Annotated in this window: 22 protein-coding genes; 13 read left to right on the forward strand and 9 right to left on the reverse strand. The window is 53.8% G+C overall.

Translation table 11 applies throughout. The features are described from left to right. The first annotated feature begins 163 nt into the window (after positions 1-163). From ACR3EH_RS20025 to ACR3EH_RS20055, 7 genes are all read left to right on the forward strand, one after another. Complete coding sequence (locus ACR3EH_RS20025; RefSeq protein ID WP_480634856.1) at positions 164-775, forward strand: helix-turn-helix domain-containing protein; 612 nt, start codon at positions 164-166, stop codon at positions 773-775. Positions 776-871: 96 nt separating this feature from the next. Further along, positions 872-2,455, forward strand: a complete 1,584-nt coding sequence (locus tag ACR3EH_RS20030; RefSeq protein ID WP_171187452.1) for an ABC transporter substrate-binding protein — start codon at positions 872-874, stop codon at positions 2,453-2,455. 59 nt (positions 2,456-2,514) lie between these two features. Next, positions 2,515-3,456, forward strand: a complete 942-nt coding sequence (locus ACR3EH_RS20035) for an ABC transporter permease (protein WP_171187455.1) — start codon at positions 2,515-2,517, stop codon at positions 3,454-3,456. Continuing rightward, a complete protein-coding gene (locus tag ACR3EH_RS20040; protein ID WP_171187457.1) occupies positions 3,453-4,304 on the forward strand; it encodes an ABC transporter permease in 852 nt (283 codons plus the stop codon). Before ACR3EH_RS20035 ends, ACR3EH_RS20040 begins: the two co-directional genes overlap by 4 nt. A 3-nt stretch (positions 4,305-4,307) precedes the next feature. Further along, a complete protein-coding gene (locus tag ACR3EH_RS20045; RefSeq protein WP_171647885.1) occupies positions 4,308-5,300 on the forward strand; it encodes an ABC transporter ATP-binding protein in 993 nt (330 codons plus the stop codon). Then, positions 5,297-6,295 carry an ABC transporter ATP-binding protein gene (locus tag ACR3EH_RS20050; protein ID WP_171187461.1) on the forward strand — a complete coding sequence of 333 codons (999 nt, stop codon included), beginning with the start codon at positions 5,297-5,299 and terminating at the stop codon, positions 6,293-6,295. The genes ACR3EH_RS20045 and ACR3EH_RS20050 overlap by 4 nt, the downstream gene beginning before the upstream one ends. Then, entirely contained in the window at positions 6,288-8,084 is a 1,797-nt protein-coding gene (locus ACR3EH_RS20055; RefSeq protein WP_171676239.1) for an aminopeptidase P family protein, read from the forward strand. Before ACR3EH_RS20050 ends, ACR3EH_RS20055 begins: the two co-directional genes overlap by 8 nt. Positions 8,085-8,157: 73 nt before the next feature. Here ACR3EH_RS20055 and ACR3EH_RS20060 read toward each other — a convergent pair whose 3' ends face one another. Further along, on the reverse strand, positions 8,158-9,525 hold the full coding sequence (locus ACR3EH_RS20060) for a tetratricopeptide repeat protein (RefSeq protein WP_171676241.1): 1,368 nt from the start codon (positions 9,523-9,525) through the stop codon (positions 8,158-8,160). Positions 9,526-9,917: 392 nt separating this feature from the next. Here ACR3EH_RS20060 and ACR3EH_RS20065 point away from each other — a divergent pair, with 392 nt between their 5' ends. Both ACR3EH_RS20065 and ACR3EH_RS20070 read left to right on the forward strand, forming a co-directional pair. Continuing rightward, positions 9,918-11,180 carry a DUF3179 domain-containing (seleno)protein gene (locus tag ACR3EH_RS20065; RefSeq protein ID WP_171187467.1) on the forward strand — a complete coding sequence of 421 codons (1,263 nt, stop codon included), beginning with the start codon at positions 9,918-9,920 and terminating at the stop codon, positions 11,178-11,180. An 11-nt stretch (positions 11,181-11,191) separates the two neighbouring features. Next, positions 11,192-12,859, forward strand: coding sequence for a sulfatase-like hydrolase/transferase (locus tag ACR3EH_RS20070; protein WP_171187469.1), 1,668 nt, complete (start codon positions 11,192-11,194; stop codon positions 12,857-12,859). A gap of 75 nt (positions 12,860-12,934) precedes the next feature. Here ACR3EH_RS20070 and ACR3EH_RS20075 read toward each other — a convergent pair whose 3' ends face one another. The 3 genes from ACR3EH_RS20075 to ACR3EH_RS20085 all read right to left on the reverse strand — a co-directional run bounded on the left by ACR3EH_RS20075 (position 12,935) and on the right by ACR3EH_RS20085 (position 16,704). Then, complete coding sequence (locus ACR3EH_RS20075; RefSeq protein WP_480634857.1) at positions 12,935-13,654, reverse strand: hypothetical protein; 720 nt, start codon at positions 13,652-13,654, stop codon at positions 12,935-12,937. 41 nt (positions 13,655-13,695) lie between these two features. Beyond that, positions 13,696-15,435, reverse strand: a complete 1,740-nt coding sequence (locus tag ACR3EH_RS20080) for a type I secretion system permease/ATPase (protein ID WP_171185528.1) — start codon at positions 15,433-15,435, stop codon at positions 13,696-13,698. A 234-nt stretch (positions 15,436-15,669) separates the two neighbouring features. Beyond that, positions 15,670-16,704, reverse strand: a complete 1,035-nt coding sequence (locus ACR3EH_RS20085) for an AbrB family transcriptional regulator (RefSeq protein ID WP_171185725.1) — start codon at positions 16,702-16,704, stop codon at positions 15,670-15,672. Positions 16,705-16,812: 108 nt separating this feature from the next. Between ACR3EH_RS20085 and ACR3EH_RS20090 the strand changes: the two genes are divergently transcribed. From ACR3EH_RS20090 to tcuB, 3 genes are read left to right on the forward strand one after another with little or no spacing between them, the layout of a single operon-like run. Beyond that, positions 16,813-17,493 (forward strand): GntR family transcriptional regulator, encoded by a 681-nt coding sequence (locus ACR3EH_RS20090; RefSeq protein WP_171675993.1) that lies wholly within the window; start codon positions 16,813-16,815, stop codon positions 17,491-17,493. Between the two features lie 11 nt (positions 17,494-17,504). Further along, the gene (tcuA, locus tag ACR3EH_RS20095) at positions 17,505-18,899 is read left to right on the forward strand and encodes an FAD-dependent tricarballylate dehydrogenase TcuA (RefSeq protein WP_171675991.1); all 1,395 of its coding nucleotides are present in this window, start codon (positions 17,505-17,507) and stop codon (positions 18,897-18,899) included. Further along, entirely contained in the window at positions 18,889-19,956 is a 1,068-nt protein-coding gene (gene tcuB / locus ACR3EH_RS20100) for a tricarballylate utilization 4Fe-4S protein TcuB (protein WP_171185522.1), read from the forward strand. Before tcuA ends, tcuB begins: the two co-directional genes overlap by 11 nt. 7 nt (positions 19,957-19,963) lie before the next feature. Here the strand turns inward: tcuB and ACR3EH_RS20105 are convergent, their stop codons facing one another. The 4 genes from ACR3EH_RS20105 to ACR3EH_RS20120 all read right to left on the reverse strand — a co-directional run bounded on the left by ACR3EH_RS20105 (position 19,964) and on the right by ACR3EH_RS20120 (position 22,328). Beyond that, positions 19,964-20,731 (reverse strand): helix-turn-helix transcriptional regulator, encoded by a 768-nt coding sequence (locus ACR3EH_RS20105; protein ID WP_171185521.1) that lies wholly within the window; start codon positions 20,729-20,731, stop codon positions 19,964-19,966. 221 nt (positions 20,732-20,952) lie between these two features. Further along, complete coding sequence (locus tag ACR3EH_RS20110; protein ID WP_171185519.1) at positions 20,953-21,279, reverse strand: hypothetical protein; 327 nt, start codon at positions 21,277-21,279, stop codon at positions 20,953-20,955. Positions 21,280-21,319: 40 nt separating this feature from the next. Next, on the reverse strand, positions 21,320-21,814 hold the full coding sequence (locus ACR3EH_RS20115) for a hypothetical protein (RefSeq protein ID WP_171675987.1): 495 nt from the start codon (positions 21,812-21,814) through the stop codon (positions 21,320-21,322). A 112-nt stretch (positions 21,815-21,926) separates the two neighbouring features. Beyond that, entirely contained in the window at positions 21,927-22,328 is a 402-nt protein-coding gene (locus ACR3EH_RS20120; RefSeq protein ID WP_171094725.1) for a hypothetical protein, read from the reverse strand. Positions 22,329-23,927: 1,599 nt separating this feature from the next. Between ACR3EH_RS20120 and ACR3EH_RS20125 the strand changes: the two genes are divergently transcribed. Further along, on the forward strand, positions 23,928-25,115 hold the full coding sequence (locus ACR3EH_RS20125; RefSeq protein ID WP_171675983.1) for an acyltransferase family protein: 1,188 nt from the start codon (positions 23,928-23,930) through the stop codon (positions 25,113-25,115). Here ACR3EH_RS20125 and ACR3EH_RS20130 read toward each other — a convergent pair. Continuing rightward, positions 25,106-25,822, reverse strand: a complete 717-nt coding sequence (locus tag ACR3EH_RS20130; protein ID WP_171185513.1) for a sulfotransferase family 2 domain-containing protein — start codon at positions 25,820-25,822, stop codon at positions 25,106-25,108. The two genes, ACR3EH_RS20125 and ACR3EH_RS20130, sit on opposite strands and share 10 nt — an antisense overlap. Between the last annotated feature and the right edge of the window lie 390 nt (positions 25,823-26,212).

The raw sequence follows: 26,212 nt of genomic DNA on the forward strand, positions 1-26,212 counted from the left end.
CACCCAAAAACATGGGCATAAATTGGATCGCGCCACTCCACTCTGAGACACTGCGCGGTATCCTTATCAGTCTAAGCATTTTAGGCTGATAAAAATAAATTTTGATCTTCGCCGAATAATTCTATTGAATGGCTTGCACTTTCCGAAGCCCAGGAGATCGTGAATGCAAGCCCCGACCAAGCATGCCAAGTCCAAGCAGAAAGGTAAGCCGACTGAGCTGGGGCAGGCCATTCGCAGGCGGCGCAAGGCGATGGGAAAGACTTTAGATCAGGTGGCGCAATCTGCCGAGCTGACAACCGGATTTCTGCCGCAAGTGGAACGCGGGCTAAGTTCTCCGTCGTTGACATCCCTGATGTCGATCGCGGCGGCCTTGCAGACCAGTATCGAGCAATTGCTCAGTGTGCCCGAGGTGTATTCCCAATATGTTGCGCGGGATAACCGCCAGTCCTATTCGCTTGGAACACGTGGGCGTTATTATGAAAAACTGGGTCCGGGATTTGCTGGCGCGTTGTTCCACCCGCAGATCGTTCATCGCCCTGCTGGGCATGTTTCTGAACGCATGTGCCATACTGGTGAGGCCTTCTGCTATCTGTTGTCGGGGCAGTTGGAATATCATTTGGGTGATCAGGTTTTCACGCTGTCGCCGGGCGATGTGATTCATCACGACACCTCAACATTGCACTATTCAATCGTGCTGGGTGAGACCGAAGCGGTTGAGCTTTGGGTTACGACTTCGCCGATCAACAATACCTCTGATCAAGATGCGCGAGCTTAAAAAGTTTTTGTCATTGCTAAAAAAAACTTTAGTAATGTTAAAAATTGGTTATTCTCCCCTCGCATGAAGCAGATGCTGTTGCGGGAGGACAAGAGAATGCATTTGAAATCGGTACTTGGACTGGTTGTTGCCTCATCTTTGGCGGTGCCAGCGTTGGCGCAGGAACGAGGCGGCACGCTGAATTTCGCCAGATATGACGGATCAAGATTGATTGACCCGATCTATGCGGATCGAAATCCTGACATTTGGATGGTTGGCAGCTTGTTCGATACGCTGCTGCGCGGCAGCGCCGATGGAAACTCTGTTGAACCCGGTTTGGCTGAAACGTTTTCTGTCTCAGACGACGGCAAGACGGTATCTTTGACCCTGCGAGAGGGCATTCTGTTTGCCGACGGATCACCCATGTCAGGGGGCGATGTCGTATTCTCTCTGGACCGGGCGCGGAACCCGGATCTTAGCCCTTGGGCGGGCCTGTTGGGTTCAATTGATACTGTGTCAGCCGATGGCAATGCGGTCACGATTTCTTTGACGGATGCAGACCCAACCATTCTGTCTATGCTGGCAACGTTCAACACGGCGATTGTCTCCAAAGCGGCCTTTGACGCAGCACCAGGTGATACGGATCAGGATAAATCCGCAGCAATCTTTGCCTCGACATCTGCTGGCGTCGGATCCGGCCCATTTTACCTGTGCGGTTTTGAACAAGGGGCCTCGATGGATTTCTGCGCCAATGAGAATTACTGGCGCATGGGCGCGGACGGCAAACCGCTGCCTTACTTGGAAGGTGTACATTTCGAGATCATCCCGGATGACGCCACCCGCATTCTGAGCCTGCAGGCTGGTGAAGTGGACGCAGCCGAATTTATCCCGTTCAGCCGTGTGGCCGAGTTGGAGGCTGATCCGAATATCAGTATGCAGCTCTACCCATCGACACGGATCATCTATTCTCCGATCAACACGCGCGAAACGCGCGCTGACGGCTCACCGAACCCGCTGGCGGATGCCCGCGTGCGGCAGGCGCTGAACTATGGCACCAACAAGGATGCCTTGATCGGTGTGGTTCTGCATGGCGCGGGTCAGCCAATGAGCTCGCCACTGATGGCGAAAGCTACTCAGTACGCCTCTGACCTCAGCCCGCTGTATTCCTATGACATGGAAAAGGCCAAGGCGCTGGTTGCCGAAGCGGGTCTGGAACCGGGCACTGAAGTTACGCTGACAACGCTGGCAGGCTCTGCGGATGACGCGACCATCTTTGCGGCCTTGCAACAGATGTGGGCGCCTTTGGGCATCGAATTGGTGGTTGAACAGGTCGATGGCGCCACGCGAGGGGCAAAGAACCGTTCCGGTGAGTTTGACATCCACACCTATGGCTGGGTCAACGATGTAAACGACCCAAGTCAAGTCGTAGGTTGGCTGGGATATACTCCGACCGCCAAAGCTGTTGGCACGGGTTGGGAGAATGCCGAGTTCAACACTCTGTTCGAAGAAGCCGCGAAAGAGATGGACACCGAGGCTCGCAAAGCCAAATTCGCCAAGATGCAGGACCTTTATGCCGAAGCCGCCCCGCTGCTGTTTATGTACGAGACCCCCTTTGCAGTGGCGCTTGGAACTTCGGTCGAGGGCTATGTTCAGACGCCCTTGGGTAATAACATCTTCGATGAAGCAACAGTCAGCCGGTAAGAGCTGAAGCCCTTGCCTCGCCGCACCCTGGCGGCGGGGCCTTTTGTCGGAGCGCGGATGTGTCCAGCCTGAACTATATCTTCAAACGCCTGTTGATGATGGTGCCGACCTTCTTTCTGGTCATGGTCATCATCTTCATGTTGGTGCGTATGCTGCCGGGTGATCCGGCCATTGCGATGGCAGGTGACCGCGCCTCGGATGCCGATATTCAGGCGATCCGCGAACGGCTGGGTCTGACGGAGCCCATGCTGGTTCAGTTCTGGTTGTTTCTCAGCAATACAGTGCAGGGCGATCTTGGACGTTCGATCCTGATGCGGACGGATGTGATAGATGTGATCGCCGACCGTCTGCCGATAACAGTGTTTCTGACAGTATATTCCGTGGTCCTATCGCTGCTGATTGCCGGGCCGCTGGCCTTTGTCGCCGCGCTCAATCGCGGCCGTTGGCCGGATGCGGTAATCCGCACTGTATTCCAGATCGGCCTTTCGATGCCCGTTTTCTATATCGGTCTGGTTCTGCTGACGTTCTTGGCAGCGCAACTGCGCCTGTTCCCGGTCGGCGGCTACGGGGATACGTTTGGAGAAAAACTGTACCACCTGTTTTTGCCATCGGTCACGGTGGCGCTTTACACCTCGGCCATCATCATGCGGAACCTGCGCAGCGCGATTATCGAGGTTCTTGACGCCGAGTATGTCCAGTTCGCCCGCGCCAAGGGCCTGCCGTCGCGCCTGATCCTTGGACGGCACGTGTTGCGCAATGCGCTGATTTCGACCGTCACGCTGCTGGGCCTGTCCATCGGCAACCTAATGAGCGGAACGCTTGTGACCGAGACGGTGTTTGCCGTGCCGGGAATGGGGCGGCTGATGCTAGAGGCGATCTTTGCCCGCGACTATCCGCTGATTCAGGGCCTGACGCTGACCTTTGCGGTGTTGGTCTCGCTGGTGTTTCTAATGACGGACCTGTTCCAGAGCTGCCTTGATCCAAGGATGCGCCTGCAATGAGTGATGTGACCTTCGCCGCTGACCGCCCTTCTTTCCTGCGTATGGCCTTGCGAAAGCCAGGTTTTGTCGCCGGGATGCTGATCATCGGGTTTTCGATCCTGCTGGCGATTTTTCCAGGGGTCTTCGCGCCATATGATCCAAATGCGATTGATTACAACGCAATCCGTCAACCTCCGTCATGGGCGCACCCGTTTGGGACCGATCTGTTGGGCCGAGACAGCCTTTCGAGGGTGATCTGGGCCTATCAGGTCAATATGCAAATGGCTGTGTTCGGCACCGTGTTTGCGCTGGTAACAGGTGTGATCATCGGCGCACTGGTCGGCTATTACCGAGGCATCGCCGATATGATCTTTGGCCGGATTGTTGATGCAGTCATCACCTTCCCGTTTCTGGTACTGGTGATCGCGGTGGTCGCTGTGCTGGGGCCGGGATTGGTCAATATGTATATCGCCATCTCGGTGGTCTATTGGGTGTATTACGCGCGTCTGATGCGAGCCGAAGTCATCGCTCAGATGGGCAATGACTATGCGGCCGCCGGGGTCGTCATGGGCTATTCCGACCGTCGCATCATCTTCCGCCACTTGCTGCCCAACGCGATCACGCCTGTGATCGTTTATTGGATGACCGACATGGCACTGGTGATCCTTCTGGGGTCTTCGCTCGGCTATCTGGGGTTGGGTGCACAACCGCCGCAGGCCGAATGGGGCGTTCTGATTGCCGAAGGGCGCAATTTTATCTCAACCGCGTGGTGGTTGAGCCTGATGCCGGGGCTCGCAATTGTTTTGACCGGTCTTGGTTTTTCCCTGTTGGGCGACGGGTTGGCCGATCTGTTGAGGCCGAGGGGGTAAGGGATGGAAGACAACACACCGATCCTGCAGGTCGAGGGCCTGAACACCACCTTCTACCGCAACGGCAGCGCCTTGCCTGCCTTGCGTGACGTGAGCTTTTCTGTCGCGCAGGGTGAGGTCCTAGGGCTGGTCGGGGAAAGCGGATCAGGCAAAAGCGTCACGTTGCGTTCGATCATTGGACTTGCGCGCCGTTACGGGGATGTAACCGGAACAGTGCGTTGGCAAGGGCGCGATCTGGTCGGGATGGCAGATCGCGCCCTGCGTCAAATTCAGGGGCGTGAGATCGCGATGATCTTTCAAGAGCCGATGACCTCTCTCAACCCGCTGCTGACGGTTGGTCTACAACTTGAAGAGACGTTGCGCGCCCATACCGACCTGTCGCGAGCAGCGCGCCGGGATCGTGCTATAGAGATGCTGGATCTGGTCGGTATCCCGTCGGCTTCACAACGGTTGAAGGACTACCCGCACCAGTTTTCCGGCGGCATGAGGCAACGGGTGATGATCGCCATTGCGCTGGCAGCGAACCCTAAATTGTTGCTTGCGGATGAGCCAACCACGGCGCTGGACGTCACCATTCAGGCCCAGATCCTCGATCTGATTCTTCAACTGGCGCAGGACTTGGATATGGGGGTGGTGATGGTCACGCATGATCTGGGCGTCGTGGCGCAGACTTGCGACAGAGTTGCGGTGATGTATGCGGGCCGGATCGTCGAGCAAGGGCCGGTCAGGGATGTCCTGCGCGAACCGCGTCATCCCTATACCGTTGGTCTGATGCGCTCGGTGCCCGAGAATTTGCCGCCTCGCACACCTCTTTACTCCATACCCGGCGTACCACCGGGGTTGGACGCTTTGCCTGTGGGATGTGCTTTTGCCCCGCGCTGCGCGTCATGTATTTCACCATGCAGTCAGGATCGCCCGGCCTTGTCTTTGATCACCGAAGGGCGGCAGGTGGCCTGTTTCAATCCGATTGCCACGTCTCAGGGGAATGCCGCATGAGCGCCACGGTGATGGAAATCCGCGACCTGCATCTGCGCTTTCCTTTAGGGCGCAGCCCAGGCGATTTTCTGACCGGTCGCCCCGGTCGTGTCGTGAACGCACTGAATGGTGTCAGCCTGGATCTGATCCGGGGCGAAACACTGGGTGTCGTAGGAGAGTCCGGCTGCGGCAAGTCCACACTCGCCCGCTGTATCGTACGGCTTTACAAACCCAGTGATGGTGAAATTCGTTTTGATGGTCATGATATCTTTGCGGCCGATCAGCGTCCGGACAGGGTGTATAATCGTCGCGTTCAGATGATGTTTCAGGATCCGTACTCGTCTCTGAATCCGAGGATGACAACGGGGCAAATCCTGACCGAAGCGCTGCGCGTGCATGAGATGCGCCCAGAAGCGGACATCCCCGAGCGCGTTGCCGAGTTGCTGGAGCTGGTGCGATTGCCGCAAGATGCACAGCACAAGCTGCCGCATGAGTTTTCGGGCGGGCAGCGCCAACGTATCGCCATTGCCCGCGCTTTGGCGGTCGAGCCCGAGGTTCTGATCGCGGATGAACTGGTCTCGGCACTGGATGTTTCGGTGCAAGCACAGGTGGTCAATCTGTTGCTTGAATTGCAGGAGACTTTGGGGCTGACAATCCTGTTCGTCGCTCATGACCTACGATTGGTGCGTCACGTTTCAAACCGTGTTGCGGTGATTTATCTGGGCCGGATTGTCGAGATCGGAGACAGCGAGACGCTGTTTTCCGCCCCGGCGCACCCTTACAGTCAGGCGTTACTGCAAGCGGCCCCATCGCTGAACCCCGATGATCGGGGCAGGGCGGTCAAGCTGGAAGGCGAACTGCCTTCGCCCCTGAATATGCCGTCCGGTTGCCCGTTCCATGTGCGCTGCCGCCACGCCACCGAAATCTGCAAAGCAACTCGACCCACCCTGCAACCATTCAAGGAGCAGGGCGAAGTTGCCTGCCATCATGTTGAAGAGATCAATACCCATGCTTGACGCCCCTGACGCGAACAAGGCTCCAATCGTCGCCGCTTTGCGCGCGGAAATGAAAGCCAGACAATTGGATGCATTTATTTTGCCGCGATATGATGCGCATCAGGCGGAATATGTTGCGCCGCATGATGAAAGGCTTGCTTACGTGACCGGGTTTACCGGATCGGCAGGTCTTGCCATCATCACCATGGATACGGTCGCGCTGTTTGTGGATGGGCGCTATGTTGTTCAGGCGGTGAACCAATGCCCCAAGCCATTGTTCTCGCACCACCATTTGTTCGATGATCCGCCCGAAGATTGGCTGGCGGGTGTGGCGCAGCCCGGCTGGCAGGTTGGATTTGATCCGATGCATATTCCTCCAACCTTATTCGACCGGTTTGCCAAGGCGGTCCAGCAAGGCAAGCTGGTCACTGTCGAAGATAACCCGGTTGACAGAATTTGGGTGAACCAACCATTGCCCCCGGTTGGAGAAATAGAACCTTTTCCGGTTCAGATTTCAGGTCAGCCGACACGCGAGAAAATCGATGAACTGGTAAGCTGGATGCGGGCCAGCGGTGCGGAACTGTTGGTTGAAACGCAGCCCGACAACATCGCCTGGTTGCTGAACATTCGGGGGGCGGATGTTGCCTTTAACCCAATCCCGCAGTCCTTTGTGTTGGTGAACGCAAACGGTAGTGTGCTTTGGTTTGTTGCGCCGTCTAAGCTACACCCGGATGTTCTCCAGTTCTTGCCCGAGACGGTTCAAGTCCGCGCTCCTGACGAATTTCTGCCTGCTGTAAAAAAGCAAGTCGAGCAGGGGCAGAGTGTCTTGTTCGATCCCGCGTTTTCGCCGGTTGCCGTGCGCGCGACCATAGAAAAAGCCGGTGGTATTGCGCAACCTCATTCAAGTTTCCTAACTGCCCGTAAGGCCGTAAAAAACCCTGTAGAGCTGCAGGGGATGCGATCCTGCCATATCCAAGACGGCATAGCTTGGGTCGAGTTCTGCGCCTGGCTTGCTGCCGAAGTCCCGCGCCGCAGTGAAGCGGGCCAGCCTGTTACAGAGCGCGAAGCAGAAGAGGCGATCTTGCGCTTTCGTCAACGCCAACCCGGTTTTCTTGAACAAAGCTTCAATTCCATATCTGCCGCAGGCGGCAACGCTGCTATGTGCCACTACTCGACACGAGGGGACAATCAGGTGGCGATCCGTCCTGGTGACACATATCTGCTGGATTCCGGTGGTCAGTACGAGACTGGCACCACCGATGCCACCCGCAGCTTCGCTTTTGGGCCAAAACGCCCACAGGGATATGATCGGGCTTACACGGCTGTGTTCCAGGCGTTTCATTCGATAGCGACCCTGCGCTTTCCGCCCGGTACGCAAGGTCATCACATCGATGCAATCTGTCGTCGACCGCTGTGGGACCTCGGGCTGGACTACGATCATGGGACAGGTCATGGAGTGGGCCACCGACTGTCCGTGCATGAACACCCTCAGCGAATTGGCAAGCCCTATAACCCGGTTGATCTGGCGCCGGGCATGATCCTCTCGTTGGAACCAGGATATTACGAGCAAGACAGTTTTGGAATTCGGATCGAAAACCTGGTTGAAATTGTCGAGGTAGATGATGGCTTTCTGACGTTCTCGAACTTGACATGGTGTCCTATTCAAACGGACATGTTGCTGGTCGAGATGCTGACCGATGCCGAGCGTGAATGGATAAACGCGTATAACCAGCGCGTGGTTGAGACGCTGGGGTCCGGTTTGTCATCTGAGGCGCTCGCATGGTCAAAGACAGCGTGCACGCCAGTTTGACCTACATGGGCACTATAAGAGTGGTTTGTTCATGCGACACAGCACAAAACGTGCATGAGTGGCCACGCAATGCCTAAATCTCGTTCAGGGCGCTGATTATGTCTTCGGCATGTGACGGATCGGCGAACAGGGCCCGAAGCAAAGCGCTCAGAGGGTAGTTGGGCCAAGCCTCATCCAAGAGAAGAATTGTTGCCTTTGCCCGGTCGTGCTCTCCCAACCTTTGATAGGCTGCAGCAAGGTAACCGATCGAGATGGCACTGACCGGGTCGCCCAACCTGATCGATCTGTTGAATTGGTCGACGCAGCCCTGATAATCTCCCAAATGAAAATTCGATGATGCCAGCACGCTTCGATATGGGAATCTGCGATTGGTGGTGTCGTAGTTTTGCGCGCGTTTGGCGGACCTGGTAGCACGTTCAAAATCTCCACCAAACAACGCAAACAAAGCGTCAAAGTTAATAACATGGATGTCATCAGGCGCGAGGCGGATCGCACGGTTCGAATGGGCCATCGTCGCTTCGAAGTCGCGCTTGGCAAAAGAGACAAGAGCCAGCGCCGAGTGGCTCCAGCCTTCACCGGGTGCGAGTTCGACGGCCTTATCGGCATGCGCCTCTGCTTGAACCAGAAAATCGCGCTTCTCTGCTCCGGTCGGAGTGGTGATCGCCAGGATCCCTAACGATTGTGCCGAGCCCGCGTATCCGCCAAAATACGAGTTGTCCAACGCAATGGCGCGCTCGAACATACCGCTCACAGCTTGCAATCGGGCACGATCCAGAACTGGGAACATCAAAGGACGCGCTTCGTCAGCCAGATTCATCGCCTGCAGCTTAGTGGGATTGGTGGAAAACAGAGCTTCCCGGACAGCTTGTTGTTTTCTCGCGGCTTCGGATGGGTCTGAGACGCTCGTCGACTGCTGAGGGTTGAATTGAAGGTACAATCCGGTGGCGCATAACAGCAGAACGCCCATCAGTGCAACACTGCGCAACCAATTGCGACGTGTCCAAGGCGTGCCGTTTTCATGGTTGGCCGAAATCACCTCAAACCGGGGTACATATCCTCCGGGATCCACGTGAATGCGCAAACACTCATCCTTGCCGGAATTCGAGTAATAGTTTGCCAGTCGCCGCCGCATACGGCCGGCATCTACGCGCACCACGGCCATTGGATCGCCGCGCCCACCCAGTGATCTGCCGTAGACATCCTCGGCAATCGACTTGGCCCGGATGTTGTCCCCGTGCCCAGCCAAAAGAGTTTCAACGACATATCGTAGAAAAGACTGTAACCGCTCAGCCCCTTCAAATTCCGGGCTGTTCAATATGGCATCCAATGCCTGCCGGATCTCAGGATCCGTCAGGTTTTTCGGAATCGGATCACGGCCCGATTCTGAGTGTAACCCCCTAGATGTCACCACATCAGCCGCTTTTACGCTTTTCGTAAGCATCTGAAAATAAACATGTTACGACGTAACATACGTTAAGATACCTGAATATGTAAATGAATTTCGACGATACTTAACTGGAAAGGAGGGGGAATAGCCTTTTCGCTGAGGCCTAAGCGAGATCAGGTACCTTGGGGATCGACATGGTTTCATTGACATTAGTGTTTCCGGAACAAACGAACGAAATCGGCCGGCTACGCAGTTCGGATACAGTGTTTGCACAAATCTGTGCCGACTATGAAAGCTTGACAGCGCTGCTGCCCTGCGATGCCAGCGATCCAACCTACACAGATTTAACTGATAGCCTTCGGGGGCTTGAGGACGAAATTCGGCTCTACCTCGCGTCCAAATCAAATTCCTCCGAAGGCTAACAAACCGCAGGAAAGGTGATCCAAATGCTGGCTAACTTGTTGTTTTATTTGGGTCTGGTCGTATCGTTGTCTATCGGCTTTATGTATTTCCGCGACCTGGGGGATATCAGCCAGATGGTGTTGAAGGTGAAGCGGAACAATATGATCCGGTTCATTCGAAACGAAAACACTTATATCGCAGTTGGTGTTGGCGGGTTGGCTTTGATGCTGTTGGGTCATCTGATGGGCGGCGGTCCGGGTTGGTTGTTCTTCCTCGGCGCGCCTGCCGTAACGCTTCTTATAGTCTTCCTGTTCGTTTTCCCTTGGATCTGGGTACACGTTGGTCTGCGAAACCAGCAAGACAGCGCCCGTTACTTCCCTATCTCGGAAGCCAAGCAATTCATAAACCCTTCGGCAAGCGTTCTTGTGATCGAAAACAACGGACATGCCCGCGCCCATTCCGATGCGCAGTTGATGCGCCCGCATTTGGCAGGAAATTCTGAGGGGCTGGGTGGCGACGATATTGTGATGACATACTGCGCCATGGCCAATCTGGGTCTGGCTTACAAACCGCAGATTAATGGCAAACGGCTTGATCTTGAAGTCATGGCCCAGCATGGCAACAACCTGATCCTGCGGGACAACACGACAGGCGAGCCCATTCAGCAGATTTACGGCCGTTTTGACAATGATCCGTCCGATCAATCTGCTATGCAGCCCTGGCCTACCTTTCGGATGAGTTTTCGAGGCTTCCAAAAGGCATATCCAGATGGCGAAGTGTTTTTGAACAAACCCTCTTCAAACCCTTTCTTGCGGCTATTCGATCTGTTCACCGAGACCGTTTTCGCCTCGGGGATTGCGAAGCAGCATCAGGAGTCAGCGCCGGTCATGGATAACATGAGCCATAGTGATGACCGGTTGCCCAACAAAACCTACGTTTGGGGCGTTACAATAGCTGACGATGCTGTCTGCTGGACCGATGACTTCATTGCTGAGCATCAAGGGTTGATCAATGCAAACGTTGGGGGCCGAGATGTCGTGGTTGCCTATGACCCGGTCTATGAAAGCGTGGGTGTCTGGTACAATGACGGCGGCGCTCCGATAACGAAAATTGATTTCTTCGGCAATTCAAATCACGGAAAGCTCAGCCGTGTCGAAACCCTGAGATCGGGGATGTTCTGGCATGTCTGGGTCGAGTTCTTTCCGACTACAGACATCAACCGCGTAGGGACTGAAACATTGGACGCAGTCCAAATTCAGAAGCCTCCAGTATCCGAACCCGAAACAGAACCGAAACAAAGCCAATGAGTGGAGGCGACATGAGACAAGTGGTTTGTCTATCCGCGAGCATATGTATCGCAGCTCAAGTGTTAACGGCGCAGGAGGCGCCGATCATTCACGACGCCGAGTATTACATACTGCAAGCCCAACACGCCGAAAAATGGGCCGAGGATGATGCTGCGGTTGACGCGCTGCTTTCCGAGTTCCGGGAGCGCAATAATGGCAATCCGCCAAATATCGTTTCCATCCTGATTGATGATCTTGGTTTCGGGGATATGGGTATACCGGAACTCAACGCAGTACGAGGCATTGAAACTCCGAACATCAATCAATTCTCGGACGAAGGTATGCGGATGGTGCGAATGTACACCGAACCATCCTGTACTCCGACACGGGTTGCTCAAATGACTGGGCGTCTTCCAGTACGCATGGGAATGGGCAACACGACTGTGGATATAGCCGGCTTCGGTCTTCCAGGAAAGGAAGTCACTCTTGCTGAGGTTCTTAAAGAAGCTGGCTATGCCACCAGCCATGTAGGTAAATGGCACATGGGTGACATCGCTGAGAGCTGGGCGATGAACCAGGGTTTCGATTACGCACAACATGCGATCCACCAACAAGGTCAGCTTACGATTTTCAACGACGATGCCATTCGCGAGCAAGTCTCAGTCGGTATCGGAGATTTTGTACCTGATTACGTGCTCGACGAGTGGTTCCGCCCAGACGCTTCAGCAATGATGACCGTCATCGAAGGCGAGGCAGGTGGACCAATCATGGAGATTCGAATGCAACCAGGCGAGCGTTGGGGCGCATTGAAATACGATGAGATGAACCAAGCGTATCAAGACAAAACGATAGAAGAGCTAAGACGTCTTGCTACCGGTGAGCAACCATTCTTCCTTCAATACTGGCCGATGATCCCACTACATAACACGCGTACTGGACGAACTGGGCCAGAGTCACCCAATGGGGGCCTCTACGCCGATAAGCTCCAGTTGCTCGATGAATACCTCGGGGAAATCTTCGCCGAAATGGAAAATCTGGACGTCGCCAATAACACTGTCGTTGTTGTCATGGGTGACAACGGACATTTCACCAAATACTCACCTCAATCCGGCTTCACACCGATGATCTACAAAGGTGGCAAAGGCGACACCACCGAAGGCGGGGTTCGAGTTGACGCCTTTATTCGCTGGCCTGGTGTTATCGGCCCAGATTCAATGGTTAACAACATCTTACACGTCTCCGATCTCTATACGACACTGTCACGTATTGCTGGTGCAGATGGGTTCATCCCGCGCGATCGGCTGGTAGATGGCGTCGATCAGTCAGCATCGATTTTGTTCGCTGATGAATCCAAAGGTCGCCGAGACTCGTTGATCGTGTATAACATTGATAAACCCGGAGCGATCATTAAGGATAAATTCCGAATGAACCTGCCGAAGGACCTAACAAACGGTATTTTGGCAGACTTCATAGACATTTATCGCGACACTCACGAAAAGTATCCTGTCTCGACTGAAGTCGGTGCTTGGGGAGGTCAGGAATTCGTTCGAATTCTCGCTCGTCACCAAGCCCGGAAGGAAAAATTCCCTGACGAGAAGCCCGCGTTCGGCATCCCTTATGAGGGGATTGAAAACATTCGCCCTGAAACCGCCGCGGCAGTTGAGGCATTCAAAATCAAGCAATCCTCGGTAAGCAAATGAGGTGCGTTTTGCCCAAGCATCGCCAGCGTGGCCTGTTCCTGTGGAAGTGAAAAGCTAGGAGATCGGTAAATGAACTTAAATACACCTGCTTGCGCCGTCAGCACGATAACTCTGTCCTCGCAGTCGCGCAACAGCGGCCTCTAACCGGCCAATTTCGCCGTTCAGGCTGGCTTCTTCACGTTGCAAGGCAAGCACACGGCTGGTTTGTGTCAGTCCGCGATTCAGCAGGCTTTGCTGATCTTCAAGTTCATCTTCGATCAGTTCAACCTGGCGCCGCAGTGACACCAATTGGGCTTGCGTGCCTTCGATCTCGCTTTCGATTTGCACGACTTGTTTGCGGAGTTGTTCGTCCTGCCGGGACAGCGTCTCTAGTCTGGCGTCGAATAGGTTTTGCTGCCCTGAAATCAGATCGGCATCAATATCGTATTCATGTTGAACTTTGCTCAACAGGGCCGCAAGTTCAGCGGTAGTCAGACCGTCCCGCTCTGCCTCCAACCGGGCGCGCCGGACCAAAAGCTCGAATAGCTGTGCCTCGACGATAGTTTGTTCGGAAGACAGGAAAGTATCATCCAGGCGCAACAGCATATCGCCAGACGCAACCACATCACCGTCGCGCACGAATATCTCACCGACGACACCGCCGTCAGGGTGCTCGACAACCTGACGATTGCTTTGCACCTCGATCACGCCCGAAGACACAATGGCCCCGGCCAAACGTGTCTCGACGGCCCAATACCCCAAACCGCCGACCAGCAGGGCAAGCGCCAAGAATCCGACAAACGCAGGTACTCTCATGTTCCAGACCTGCGCTGGATTTTTAATGGATTTTTTAGCCATCATTCACCTACGGGGCTGAGCTTGCGTTTGATTGCGCCAGCGTTCTGCACCATCGCGCTCAGGACTTCATCTCGGCTGCCCGACTTGACCACCTGCCCTTTTTCAACAACCGCCAGATCATCGCATTCAGAAATGGCTTGTGGCCGATGCGTCATGATGATTGTCGACTTGCCCGCAGCCTTAAGACCCCGTACCGCCGCGTTCAGCGCATCGGTCCCATCTGCATCCAAGGCCGAGTTCGGCTCATCCAGAATGAGAAGAACGGGGTTTCCGTAAAGTGCGCGCGCCAGAGCGATCCGTTGTTTCTGACCGCCAGATAATTGGCTGTCATTGCCCTCCAGGAAGGTGCCGTACCCTTTCTCCAGCGACAGGATCAGTTCATGTGCGTTGGCTTTCTTCGCCGCTGCCACAACTGCGTCGGAATCCGGGTTTTCCGACATACGTGCAATGTTTTCAGCAACTGTTCCGTTAAACAGGGTCACCTGCTGCGGCAAATACCCTATGTGGCTGCCTAGATCGTTGGGGTCATATTGATCCAATGTGGCACCGCCCAACCGGATTTCACCTGCGGCAGGTTGCCAAAGACCCAATAATGCCTTGGCCAATGTCGTCTTTCCCGACCCGCTTTTCCCAATGACGCCCAGGGCTTTGCCGGGCTCGAGCTTCAGGTTCACATTCCGCAATGTCGGCGTTGAAGCGCCCGGTGGGATGACAGTCAGAGATTTGGCCTCAAGCTGCGCTTTTGGCACCGGCAGTCGAATGCGTTCTTCTTCCGGTGGGGTATGATCAAGGAATTGGTTCAATGAGACCCACGCTGTTCGGGCACGCTCGACAGCCCCCCACTGACCAACGGCCTGCTCAACAGGGGCCAGGGCACGCCCCAGAAGGATCGAACCCGCAATCATCGCGCCTGGGGTCATTTCGTTCTGCAGCACCAACCAGGCGCCCAAAGCCAACATGGCTGATTGGAGAAACAGCCGTAGTGATTTGGTAAGAGACGTAAAACTTCCAGTCCAGTCGCTAGCAGAAATTGACTGACGCAGGGCGTCTGAACGCTGGCTCAACCATCGTTTTGTGACGTCTGCTTGCATTCCTTGCGAACGCACAACCTCGGCTGCTTGCCTGGCATGTTCAGAAAAAGCGTTGGCCCGCGCAGTTGCAGATTGGGCCTCGGCCACTTTTCGGCTGGTCATCGCCTGATTGAGCAACGCGATTACAACAAGCAAGACACCGCTGCCGACGGCCAGCCATCCAAGCAGTGGATGAAACAGGAAGATCGCACCCAAAAAGACTGGCGTCCACGGAATATCCATAACGGCCAAAAGCACGGGCGACGAGCATAGATTTCGAATGGACTCCAGATCGCGTAGTGCCGTCGCCGGGGCAGAACGCACCTGCGGAACAAGGGACCGACGCATCGTCGCTTCGAACACACGCTCGTCCAGTTGCGATTGGAACCGCGCACCAAACCGCGCGACGATACGGCCGCGCGCAAAATCGAGCATCGCCATAAGCGCGTAAAGCATGGCAACCAGCAAGAAAAGCGCAGTCAAAGTCTCGACCGCTCGCGAGCCCAAAACCCGGTCATAAACCTGTAGCATGAACAACGGGCCTGTCAGCATCAGCAAATTAACGAAGATGCTGAACAGAAACGCCAGCCCCAGAAACGCGACGCCTTGATTCCGCACATTGCGCAGTTCATGGCGCGGAGGTGCGGATAGGCGGTGTTCAGATTTCACTGTTTTCGATCCCCATCAATCCAGCAAGCATCGCGCATTTAAAAAACTAGTTCAGCCTTGCCAAGTTTGCACATGTTTTTTTGAGCAAGAAACCGCACGCGCGAGGGTAAAAACAGCACCTTTCAGCCATTGTACGAAATTTACGCTAAGTAGCCCTGTGCCGTAATGAGGTCGGCGTACCGAATGAAGTGACCTGAGTCGCGCAATTCTAAGGTTCAAGGGTGTTGCGCTGAGTCATGCTCCGGGTTTTGTCCATTTCAAAATGAGATTGGCGGCAATGGGTGCCCCTATGATGACCAATACGATCCGCGTAAGGTGGTGGGTAATAACAAAGCCCAGATCGGCACCTGACACGATTGCCAGAACAGTCATTTCGGCCTGACCGCCCGGAGCGAAAGCCAGAAAGGCTTCGACAGGGTGCCCCAGCCCCAGCGTAGTGACTATTGCTGTGAACGCTGCCGCCAGAATGGCAAGAACGAACACGTAAGTTACGCCCGCCGCCACAACACGGCGTAGTTCGGTCCATGTGACCCCAACAAATTTAACTCCGATTGCACAGCCAATGAAGAACTGCGCGGCTAATATGGCTTCTCGTGGTGGCCGGGTATGAATGAAATCACCCAAGGATAACGCCGCCGTCAAAATCATGGGCCCCAAGATCGATGCGCCGAACAGGCCAATCCGCTCACCACCTTTCCAGCCGACCAGCGCTGCGACCACCATGAGTATTAGTTCATGCACCGGAAGGTCACGCGCGGGTTGCCCGATCGGGTTGGTCAGATCTGCATCGTAGAACACCGTCAATATTATTGGGGCGAGGGTTACAATGATCAGGACACGCGTTCCGTGGATCAGCGACAGCGTACGAGGGTTGGCGCCAGCTTCGGTGCCGAAGATGATCATGTCCTGAAGCCCGCCAGGCATCGCCGCGTAGAACGCGGTTTTCGCGTCAAACCCCCAAAACTTGCGAAAAAACGGAACACCAACCAACGCGATTAGCAAGATAAAGAATGGGACCAGTAGTATCGATGAAGCCATTTTGGGCAGTTGTGCAAACAAGGCGGGTGTAATTGACGCCCCAACCGCAACACCCAGTATCGTTCTTGCGGCCACCGAAATCTGCCCAAACCCTTCCATGGGGGCATGCGCCAGAGCTGCAATGAGACACGCACTCATCGGGCCAAACAAAAAGGGCAGGGGTAGGTTCAACATCCAGAACAATCCCGTGCCCAAAACCGCAAGGCCGAACGTCACGGCCCGCTTGGTCATGAGAGAAGGTTGGTTTGACAGGATACGCAAGATTCAGGTTCCGACGTCGTTGACACGCTATGTATCCAAGTGTATACAAGTGCACGCAAAGAAGCAAGAGAGCTCGTGATGACGATCCAGGACGCCGCCTTACAGCCCGGTCCACAAGGCAATTCCACGTACCAACGTCTGCTGGAAGAGATTCGCGATGGAGCGCTTTTGCCCGGCGACCGCCTGCGCGAGATTGAACTGTCCGAGCGTCTGGGTGTCAGCCGAACCCCCGTGCGCGAGGCGATCCGACAGTTAGAGGCGGACGGATTGGTCACGCATGTCCCACGACAGGGCGCGACTGTGCGCAGTCTGGACTATGCCGAAGTGATGGAATTGTACGAAATGCGCGCGGTGCTGGAGGGCACTGCGGCACGACTGGCGGCCCGTGCGGCGTCGGACATAGAGCTGGATGAGATGGACATATTGAATGACCGGCTTGCCGAGGCGGGCACGGGTCCTGACGCAGCTCAGATCAACAGGGTTTTTCACGCCACGCTTCTGGATGCCGCCAAGAATCGGTTTTTGGCCAAGTCAATGTTGTCTTTACAAAAGGCGCTTCTGATCCTGGGGCCTTCGCAATTGTTGGACAGCGAGAGAGCAGCGGCAGCGGTGACCGAGCATCGGCGCATCATGGCCGCACTGAAAGCCCGTGATGGTGCTTCGGCTGAAACCGAAATGCGCGCACATATTCAGGCTGCACAGCGAATGCGGATTCGTGCGTTGCAGGAACGCGACCGTTCAATCGACGAAAATCAGTAGGCAGATAGATCATGGCAACCCAAACCGAAGCTTACGATATTGCCGTGATTGGCGGAGGAAACGCGGCTCTGTGTGCGGCAATGACGGCGGCCGAGGCCGGTGCCCGTGTTCTGATCCTTGAGACGGCTCCAAAACCTTATCGCGGGGGGAACTCGCGCCACACGCGTAATTTTCGTTGTATGCATCATGGGCCTTTGGGCCCTTTGGTCGACGCCTACAGCGAGGACGAATACCTTTCGGACCTGCTCAAGGTCACTTATGGGAAAACCGACGAACATCTGGCCCGGCTGGCCATACGAACGTCAGAGGAATGCCTGCCGTGGATGGAGGAGAGGGGGGTTCGCTTTCAACCGTCTTTGTCAGGAACACTCTCGCTTGCGCGGACAAACGCGTTTTTCATGGGCGGCGGCAAGTCTTTGGTGAATGCGTATTACAGGACAGTGGCGGGTCTGGGCGTCGATGCGCTGTATGAGGCCGCTGTGACGCATTTAGAGCTGAATGGCGATCAGATCGAATGGGTGGACTATACCTATGAAGGCCAGTCTCATCGCATCACTCCAAAGGCTGTCATCGTTGCCTCAGGTGGATTCCAGGCCGACACCGATTGGCTGACCCGCGCATGGGGAGAGCCCGCGAAGAACTTCCTGATCAGAGGGACCCCATATAACCGAGGCGTTGTTTTGGCCGATCTTCTGGATCAAGGTGTTGAAAGTGTCGGGGACCCCACACAGTGCCACGCCGTTGCCATTGATGGGCGCGCGCCGAAATTCGACGGGGGTATCGTGACCCGTCTGGACTGCGTTCCGTTTTCCATCGTTGTGAATAAGAACGCCGAACGGTTTTATGATGAAGGTGAGGATGTTTGGCCCAAGCGGTACGCGATCTGGGGTCGTCTGGTGGCGGCGCAACCGGACCAGGTTGGCTTCGTTATCATTGACGCAAAATCGCTGAACTTATTCATGCCGTCCGTTTTTCCGCCGCTGAAGGCGGACACGTTAGAAGAATTAGCCGCGAAGATGAGCCTTCCGGCAGATAAGCTGACGGCAACCGTTGCCGAGTTCAACGCAGCCTGCGGCGATACCAGCGGCTTCCATCCAACCGAATTGGACGGCGTCGCGACCTCGGGCTTGACCCCACCCAAGACCAACTGGGCGCGCCCGATCACAGAGCCTCCGTTTTATGGCTACTCACTGCGAACTGGCGTGACCTTCACCTATCTCGGGCTGAAAGTAGACGATACAGCGCAGTGTTCGACCCCGAACGGCAAAATCAAGAACCTTTGGGCCGCTGGGGAAACCATGGCCGGGTCGATTTTGGGGCAGGGGTATCTGGCAGGGTTTGGGATGACCATCGGAACCGTTTTCGGACGCATCGCAGGACGTGAGGCCGCCACTTATGCAAACTGAATTGATACAGGAAGCCCGCAGACAGGCCGAGATTTGTAATGCTTGCCGGTATTGCGAAGGGTATTGTTCGGTCTTCCCGTCACTCCACGCGGAACGCGTTTTCTCGGACGGGAACATTACCCAACTTGCCAACCTTTGCCACAATTGCCGCGGTTGCTACTATGCCTGCCAGTACACAGCCCCACACGAGTTCGACCTGAACCTGCCCAAAGCCTTGGCCGAGGTGCGGAGGGACAGTTGGGAAAGCTTTGCATGGCCGCAGCCGCTGGCGCGCCGGTTCCATACGCAAGGCGGAGTTATCGCCTTGGCGCTTGTGATTGGATTTGCCCTGGTGTTTTGGGCTATCCGCGCCATCGGGTCCAGCGGAGGCGAGGGGTTTTACGCTGTCCTGTCCCATAATGCGATGGTCGCTATCTTTGCGCCCGCTTTCCTGCTGCCTCTGTTCAGCATAGCCATCAGCCTCAGGCGCTATTGGGCCGAGGTTGACGGCAAACCGATTCAAATCTCTGACCTGACAACTGCTTTCAAACGCGCAGGCAAGATGCAGGATTTGGCCGCAGGCCATGGTGAGGGCTGCAATTTCGAGGATGAAGACCGGTTCAGCCAGGGCCGACGGCACATTCACCACGCCATTATGTATGGGTTCCTGCTGTGCTTCGCGTCGACCTCGGTGGCGACGATCATGCATTACGGCTTTGGTCTGCACGCACCCTACAGTTTCTGGTCTTTGCCCAAGTTGTTCGGGATTTCCGGTGGGATTCTTCTGACACTCGGGTGTGGCGCAATGGTGCTTCTCAAGCGAAAATCTGACCGAAATCTTGGCGACCCGTCGGCATGGGGCGGCGATATCGCCTTCATCCTGCTGCTTGGCTTCGTAGGATTTAGCGGATTGGTTCTATACGCCCTTGGCTCAACGACTCTAATGCCCCAGCTGCTCGCGATCCATCTGGGTTCGGTTCTGGCGTTCTTCCTGCTGACACCATACACCAAAATGGCGCATGGGTTCTATCGTCTCGCGGCACTTGTTCGGGATGCCCAAAGGAAGCGAGGTTCTTAGTTTCAACTTACGGCTCGATGACACCATAGATTAACGCGCGCGACACTGCATGCGCTCTGTTGCGCGCATTCAAGCGTTTAGCCGCATTCTTTATGTGCAGTTCGATTGTTTTGTCCGCAACGGACAGCTTGAAAGCGATTTCCTTGTTGGTCAGACCAGCGGCAACCCACAGCAAACACTCTTTTTCGCGGGAAGAGAGCGGAAAAAACTGCCGCATCATATCGCCCTCTTGCACTCGGGAATGAAACAGCATGGCGATGCTTTCAATCAGCGGCGTTGCGCGCGCAACAATCTTGTCCCCTTCTTTGTCGTTTTCAGCGTCAAAACACACGCCTGTCCCGCCCAGTTTCCAGTTCGATGCATCCCGAACGGGAACAGTAATTCCGTAGGCCATTCCAAACTCTTTCATAGAATTCAGAAAGAAATCCGATTTTTCAGTCTGGTACTTTTTTGCGCGGGGGTCTCGCCACGAGATCGGTCGGTAATCTTCGGTCAACGCATATTGAGCAAATGGGTCGTGATCAATGTAGCCCTCGTCAAGGTACAGCTTGTTGAACTCTTCAACATGAGACGACATCGCGACAACCTCGGAAGCAATCGAACGGCCAACAGTCTTTGGGAAAAAGCCATAAACTGCGCTCTTTACTCCGAGTTGAGACAAAGTGTCGGAATAGTGTGACCAAGCAAGATCAACGGTTGCTGCATTTGACAGCTTTTCAGAAAACTCAAGAAGATTACTTGTTCTTTCTTTGTCGATATAAGTAATTCTTTTCATTTCGCACTTAACAAATACCACTCACCAATGCCGTTTATCTTGGCGTCGAAATGATCAGTCCGTCAAGTTATTTAGATCAAAGGGAAATCGCCGAAGTTGCACACACACGTTCGCGCAAAATGATAACAATGCGCAGCCAAGTGGCGCTTCGATTTGCTGTACCCGCTGACAAAAGGCGAAGATTGCAAAACTACGTAAATTTTTCAAAGGCTGGCAGAATGTCAACTGCCGCACTGTTTCTTTGTCTTGCTTTCAAAGTTCAGCAAAATCATAGATAAGGCCGCCATATCGAGAAACCCTTCAAATCCAGCCTCTTTTCGAAGCCTTTCGGCTTCGACCTGGTCTCCTTTTGCACCAGCCATGACAATGGCAAAAACTTCCTCATCAAGATCGGTTTTGGCCAGTTCGTATTGACATGTACAATACCCCTTCGAGCTTGCCCCCATTTTTAGGCAAAAATCAACAAATGCAGACTTGTCTCGGTCTCCCCAACACCCGGCAAGCACTAGAGCCACAGATGGGATGGCCATAAACCTAACGATCTTCATAGTTATCCTCGCTTGTCCAAGCGTTCTTAAATCCAAAGTCTCAGTTCTCATAAACAACGGCTTCTGCACAGTCTTCTTCGCCGATGCGACAGCTTATGTCCGTTAAGTGAACCTCGAATGAGGCTTCGCAAGCTTGTTTCGGGAACTCCACAAACAAGGTGCTTTTCCCGCTGGGCAGGTCGACATAGCGCACATGGTCGGATCTTGAGTAGGCGTTACGCGGACCACCTGTCCATTTATCCCTGAATATATCGTACTTAGGTTCCTGTGCCGCCAGAGGGTCCATTACAGTGACCTCAAAGCCCAGGTGGTGAATGATTTCTGAATTGCCGTTTTCCAGCTCAAATCGCACAGCGCAATTCTCGAGGCTCATACCAAATAAAGAGCTGCTGCTTTTCACCGAACCAATATGGCGCAACGAGATTTCTTTGGGCTTGCAGGCCGCCAAAAAAATGAATGAAAAGAGTACGGCGAAACCGATTTTTGTCCGAACGCCAAACACTTGGCACAGGCTCCTGTTCCTATAGCTGTCCACTATGTTGCTCCTTGATGCTACTGCCTGAAGCAGTGCCCTAGAAACCGGGAACTATCGGTATGCAAGTTCCAAAATCCTGGCGCTGCACTGTTTTGGCAGGGCAGGGCTGCATTTAGCGCGTCATGTTTGACAACACGCCTTTTGAGCGGATTTGGCTAAAGATGACGAATATCGGTACAATGATACCAATCGCGGCGACATACTGTAAAAATGTGAACCAAATTCCAAAGCCTACAGTTGATCGCCGAACGTTGATAAAGCCAGCCCCGGCAACCAGCGCAACAGTAGCAATCTTCAGAACCAATGCATTTGTAGGATCATAAGTTTCGGAGTTCGGGTTGCTCATCAAAGCGCCAAACAACAATGTTCCAAGGCTGAGGACAACCAAAACAAATGTCCAATTAAAAACCATGTTGAAGCCGTAGATTTCCCTGGCTTTTTTGGCTTGGTTCATCAGTATGAAAATTGAGCCCAATACAAAGGCAATAACCAATAACACATTAAAAGCTTCCATGAAGCTTGGTCTCCTTTCGATTTGTTACGCGAAACCTTGCACTTAGGTGCCGCCACGCATTGGATTGAATGCTGGTATTAAAATCGCGCAATCGACAAAGTCGAAGAATATAGGAATTTCCCTAGGTTGGTGCGAAACCTCTTAGTCTTCGCATCGGAGCCGTTGTCCAAGACAAGCCACTGGTAGCACGACGTTTTACCGATTTGCTTCGGCTTACAAGGGTGAGGTCTGGATTGTGAGCCGCGGTTGGAATCCCGTGGCGAAGACCTCAGAACAATTAGGATCGAATTCACGAACTCAACGGTATAATCAAGATTATGTTAAATATGGTGCGGGTGGAGGGACTTGAATTCCTTTTCCGATACGTTCTTTGCTGTTCCGGCGTGTTTAATAAAAGGGATAAAACATTGTAAAAATATATATTTAACTTTCCAGTTTGTTCCGAAGTACTCTGTTAAATACAAGATATAGAAGTGGGACTAAAAGTTGGACCAATATGCGAGTCAGGCACTTCGGTGCAGGAAATAGCGCGGCTTCACTATGGAAATGATCATGTCTGTAGTCATGGTGATTACTTGACGTTAGGCCATGCCGGGTGTGCAAAGTTCAATTTCGTCTCGGGCCACTTCGGCATTCAATTTGCACGTCCTTTGATGAGGGAGAGATACAGCTTTACATTCCTAAGAGACCCTGTGGACAGGATCATTTCAATGGACCGGTTTCTCTTGAGACAACAGGATGAGAGCAACAAGCTCGTTTCTATAGCCAGAAATCACGACATCAAGGAATTCTTGAATTATGTTGATGATCTAGAGTTTGCTCAGCGACTGTGGAATACGCAAACTTGGGAACTTCATTCTGGATGGCCTAGTTGTGAAATGCTTTAGGATCCAGGAAACCATATTGTCAAAGATCCAAGAGTAATAAATCCCGACAATCTTCTGGAGGGAGCCCGACAAAACCTTAAAGAGTTCAATCACATCGGTTTTGTTGAAAGTTTTGAAAATAACATCCAGGCAGTTTTTTCTGATCTGGGTGCACCAAATATTACTGTGCCCTATAGCAACGCATCCCCACCAGTTGAGAATGAAGTTGATAGCAAATCATTGGCGCTCATTAAAGAAATTACGGCTTTGGATCACGTGATAGTCGAGGATGCAAGGAAGTTGATGCAAGCAAGATACTCATCGCCCTACTGAACACTTTGTCTCGTCGCGCACATGTACTGCAAACCCTAGTTGTAAGGATACCCAGTTCGTTTGTTCAGCTTTCATGCCTATAGCCCAGTAGCCTTCCGACAGCCAACCACTGCGAAAATAACCAATGCCGGTGTTTGGCTGCAGGCTACTAAAGGCTTGAAAGTCGTCGGCGTCAGCTTTGTCCCGTATGGATGGCTCCTGAAAAGCAAGAACTTTTGGGGTGATTGGCATTTGTCAGAAGCGGTCTTGTGTCCGGCCTGTTCGCGCGGTGTATGCGACCGCTGGCCCTGATGGGTGCCACGACCCAAGTACCCAACCGCGCGATTTGCCCAATTAACCAACTTGACTAGACAAGGCCTTCTTGGTTGTTAGTGCACGGACCCCGTCAGAGAGAAAGATCTTGAGTCGATTGCCAAAAATAAACCTCTTTAACACGCTTGGCGACGACCGCCCCACACCTTCTAACCCAGCGGCAGGCGGCACAATGCCGGCGCTTCTGGGGCTAAGGGGTTTGGCAGCCGTTTCGGTTGTACTGTTTCACATAAACCGGCAAATCAAGATCGACGTGCCCGACTGGCTCTGGTTTGTAACAACCCATTTCGGACACGGTGTGTTTCTCTTCTTCGTTCTTAGCGCGTTCTCTCTTTCCTACACCAATGTTCGGCGGATCGGGCAACCGAATTGGCTGGTTCAGTATGCGATCAAACGCTTTTTCCGGATCGCCCCACTGTTCTATGCGGTTCTGGCTTCGGAATTGCTAAGGCAGTATCTGAGCGCTGGTCGCATTATCTCACCCGACTGGCAAATCTTTGCCAACATTACTTTCACCTTCGGGTTGGTTCCGCACGCGTCGATGGTTTGGGCTGGATGGACGGTTGGGGTTGAGATGCTATTCTATGCAGTTTTTCCATTTCTGCTGATCGCCTTGACAGGAACTAACCGGGCAATATTGCTACTTATCGTGGCATTGGCCGTTAGCCTCGTATCCCGAATCATTATTGGAAACATCGATCTTGATACTGGGCGTTCTCCCCCTTGGGCTTATTTCTCCTTCCAGTCAAACCTTTGGTTTTTTGCGCTTGGAATGGTCACGTTCTTCTTTATCAACTGGCACACCCAACTAGAGACAATTGCTCACCGAACCGTCTCAATCTTTGCGGGTATCTCGATCGCGATACTGCTATGGGTTTCCGAAGCCCTTCGTTTTGTTCCCGATTGGCGGATCGTGCGGCCAGACCTGTTGGTGTTTGGCATCATTTTCGCGATTTTAACCGCTTGGCAATATCTGCGTCCCAGCTGGCTTCTTTCGAACGGCCTAATGAGATATCTCGGCGATCGCAGTTTCAGTATCTATCTTTGTCATCCAGTCTTCCTGTTCTATTTCCGCGACCAGATTTACATGATCCACGATTTCTTCGTGTCTCGACTCGGTTCTCCCGCATTCCTTGTGACAAGTTTGACAGTCATGATCTGCCTCATGGCGATTGTGGAAGTCACGTTTCGTGCCATTGAATTGAATGGTTTGCGGCTGTCCTCAATGGCCTCGCGGGCAGTGAGCAGGAAACCTCGAGCCACCAATCAACCGTAGGCCTTAACCGCCCGAGCGCCCTCATAAAGCTGCCGGTCCAATGCCGTCATCTCTTCGATTGCCGCCCGCGTTTCCCCGTCCAGAACCATTGCGGTCGAAGACGAGGCGTTCGAATGCGGCACCTCGATCTCGCCTGCACCTAGGTCCCTGAAGATCTTTCGGATATCGCTGTCGAAACTATCGGCGAATCCGACATAATCGAACAGGGCGAGATTGGCCCGCGCACCCTCAAGCAGGCTGTCTTCGTCTTGATCGATGAAATTGGTAATGTACTTTCCGTCCTTGTCCTGTCCCATGTCGTACGAGACCCAGCCGTGATAAAGCTGCCAGACTTGGTGGTTCCAGATATGCGGTGCAAATTCGGGCTCCTTCGCCCGCGTAACGAAACCCTTCAGATCATGGCGTTTCGCAACTTCCGCAAGCTTGCTTTTATCGGCATCCTGCTTTGACAAGAATGAATAAAGTGACACAATCCGCGAAACTGGGTCGCGTAGAAACGTAAAGGTATACCTGCCTTCCAGAAGCGGCTTGGCGAAGGCGACACCAAAATGGCCGGAAACAAAATCGTAAGCCTCGCAGCCGGCACGCCCGATTGTCAGGAAGTCGCCATGACTACAGACCGCGTCGTTCCCGTACACGGCGCGCGCCATCTCCTGAACCGATGTTCCGGCAGTCTTCTGGATGTGAAGAAAAAGTGCAGGTTGCATTTGGGATCTTCCCTCGTCTTATTGATGGTTAGTGACTCTTGATGTTGTGGCAACCGCTCACACCCGCAAGTTAATTGCGATCTGAGCCGTCTTACACCGAAGGTACCGCCGTGAACCTTGTCACTACCACTGCGGGATGACAAGGCAGGCGAAGCTGGAACCGCGCGTGTCGCGCTGGCCGAATCGTCTGAAATCGTGGCTTAGGTTTCCGCATGCTAAGTCACGACACCTTGAGGCTGCTGGGATCTCCTCAGTGTTAACCAGTTCGGCAACTTCTTGAGGTTCTTCAATACGCAATTTGGTCATCCCTCGTTTGCAGCATAAAAGAGCAAGCGATGGACGGCAGTTTGGTCCGCAAAGGAGACGTTCAAGCAGGTCGCCGCGAATGTC

It is taken from the genome of Ruegeria sp. BG7 (assembly GCF_056535685.1).

Coding starts and splice junctions, on each gene's coding strand:
- tcuA (WP_171675991.1), top strand. CDS start 17,505: ATGGCAACCCAAACCGAAGCTTACGATATTGCCGTGATTGGCGGAGGA.
- ACR3EH_RS20040 (WP_171187457.1), top strand. CDS start 3,453: ATGAGTGATGTGACCTTCGCCGCTGACCGCCCTTCTTTCCTGCGTATG.
- ACR3EH_RS20045 (WP_171647885.1), top strand. CDS start 4,308: ATGGAAGACAACACACCGATCCTGCAGGTCGAGGGCCTGAACACCACC.
- ACR3EH_RS20110 (WP_171185519.1), bottom strand. CDS start 21,279: ATGAAGATCGTTAGGTTTATGGCCATCCCATCTGTGGCTCTAGTGCTT.
- ACR3EH_RS20065 (WP_171187467.1), top strand. CDS start 9,918: ATGCTGGCTAACTTGTTGTTTTATTTGGGTCTGGTCGTATCGTTGTCT.
- tcuB (WP_171185522.1), top strand. CDS start 18,889: ATGCAAACTGAATTGATACAGGAAGCCCGCAGACAGGCCGAGATTTGT.
- ACR3EH_RS20105 (WP_171185521.1), bottom strand. CDS start 20,731: ATGAAAAGAATTACTTATATCGACAAAGAAAGAACAAGTAATCTTCTT.
- ACR3EH_RS20030 (WP_171187452.1), top strand. CDS start 872: ATGCATTTGAAATCGGTACTTGGACTGGTTGTTGCCTCATCTTTGGCG.
- ACR3EH_RS20055 (WP_171676239.1), top strand. CDS start 6,288: ATGCTTGACGCCCCTGACGCGAACAAGGCTCCAATCGTCGCCGCTTTG.
- ACR3EH_RS20085 (WP_171185725.1), bottom strand. CDS start 16,704: ATGACCAAGCGGGCCGTGACGTTCGGCCTTGCGGTTTTGGGCACGGGA.
- ACR3EH_RS20090 (WP_171675993.1), top strand. CDS start 16,813: ATGACGATCCAGGACGCCGCCTTACAGCCCGGTCCACAAGGCAATTCC.
- ACR3EH_RS20075 (WP_480634857.1), bottom strand. CDS start 13,654: ATGAGAGTACCTGCGTTTGTCGGATTCTTGGCGCTTGCCCTGCTGGTC.
- ACR3EH_RS20120 (WP_171094725.1), bottom strand. CDS start 22,328: ATGGAAGCTTTTAATGTGTTATTGGTTATTGCCTTTGTATTGGGCTCA.
- ACR3EH_RS20050 (WP_171187461.1), top strand. CDS start 5,297: ATGAGCGCCACGGTGATGGAAATCCGCGACCTGCATCTGCGCTTTCCT.
- ACR3EH_RS20025 (WP_480634856.1), top strand. CDS start 164: ATGCAAGCCCCGACCAAGCATGCCAAGTCCAAGCAGAAAGGTAAGCCG.
- ACR3EH_RS20130 (WP_171185513.1), bottom strand. CDS start 25,822: ATGCAACCTGCACTTTTTCTTCACATCCAGAAGACTGCCGGAACATCG.
- ACR3EH_RS20070 (WP_171187469.1), top strand. CDS start 11,192: ATGAGACAAGTGGTTTGTCTATCCGCGAGCATATGTATCGCAGCTCAA.
- ACR3EH_RS20060 (WP_171676241.1), bottom strand. CDS start 9,525: ATGCTTACGAAAAGCGTAAAAGCGGCTGATGTGGTGACATCTAGGGGG.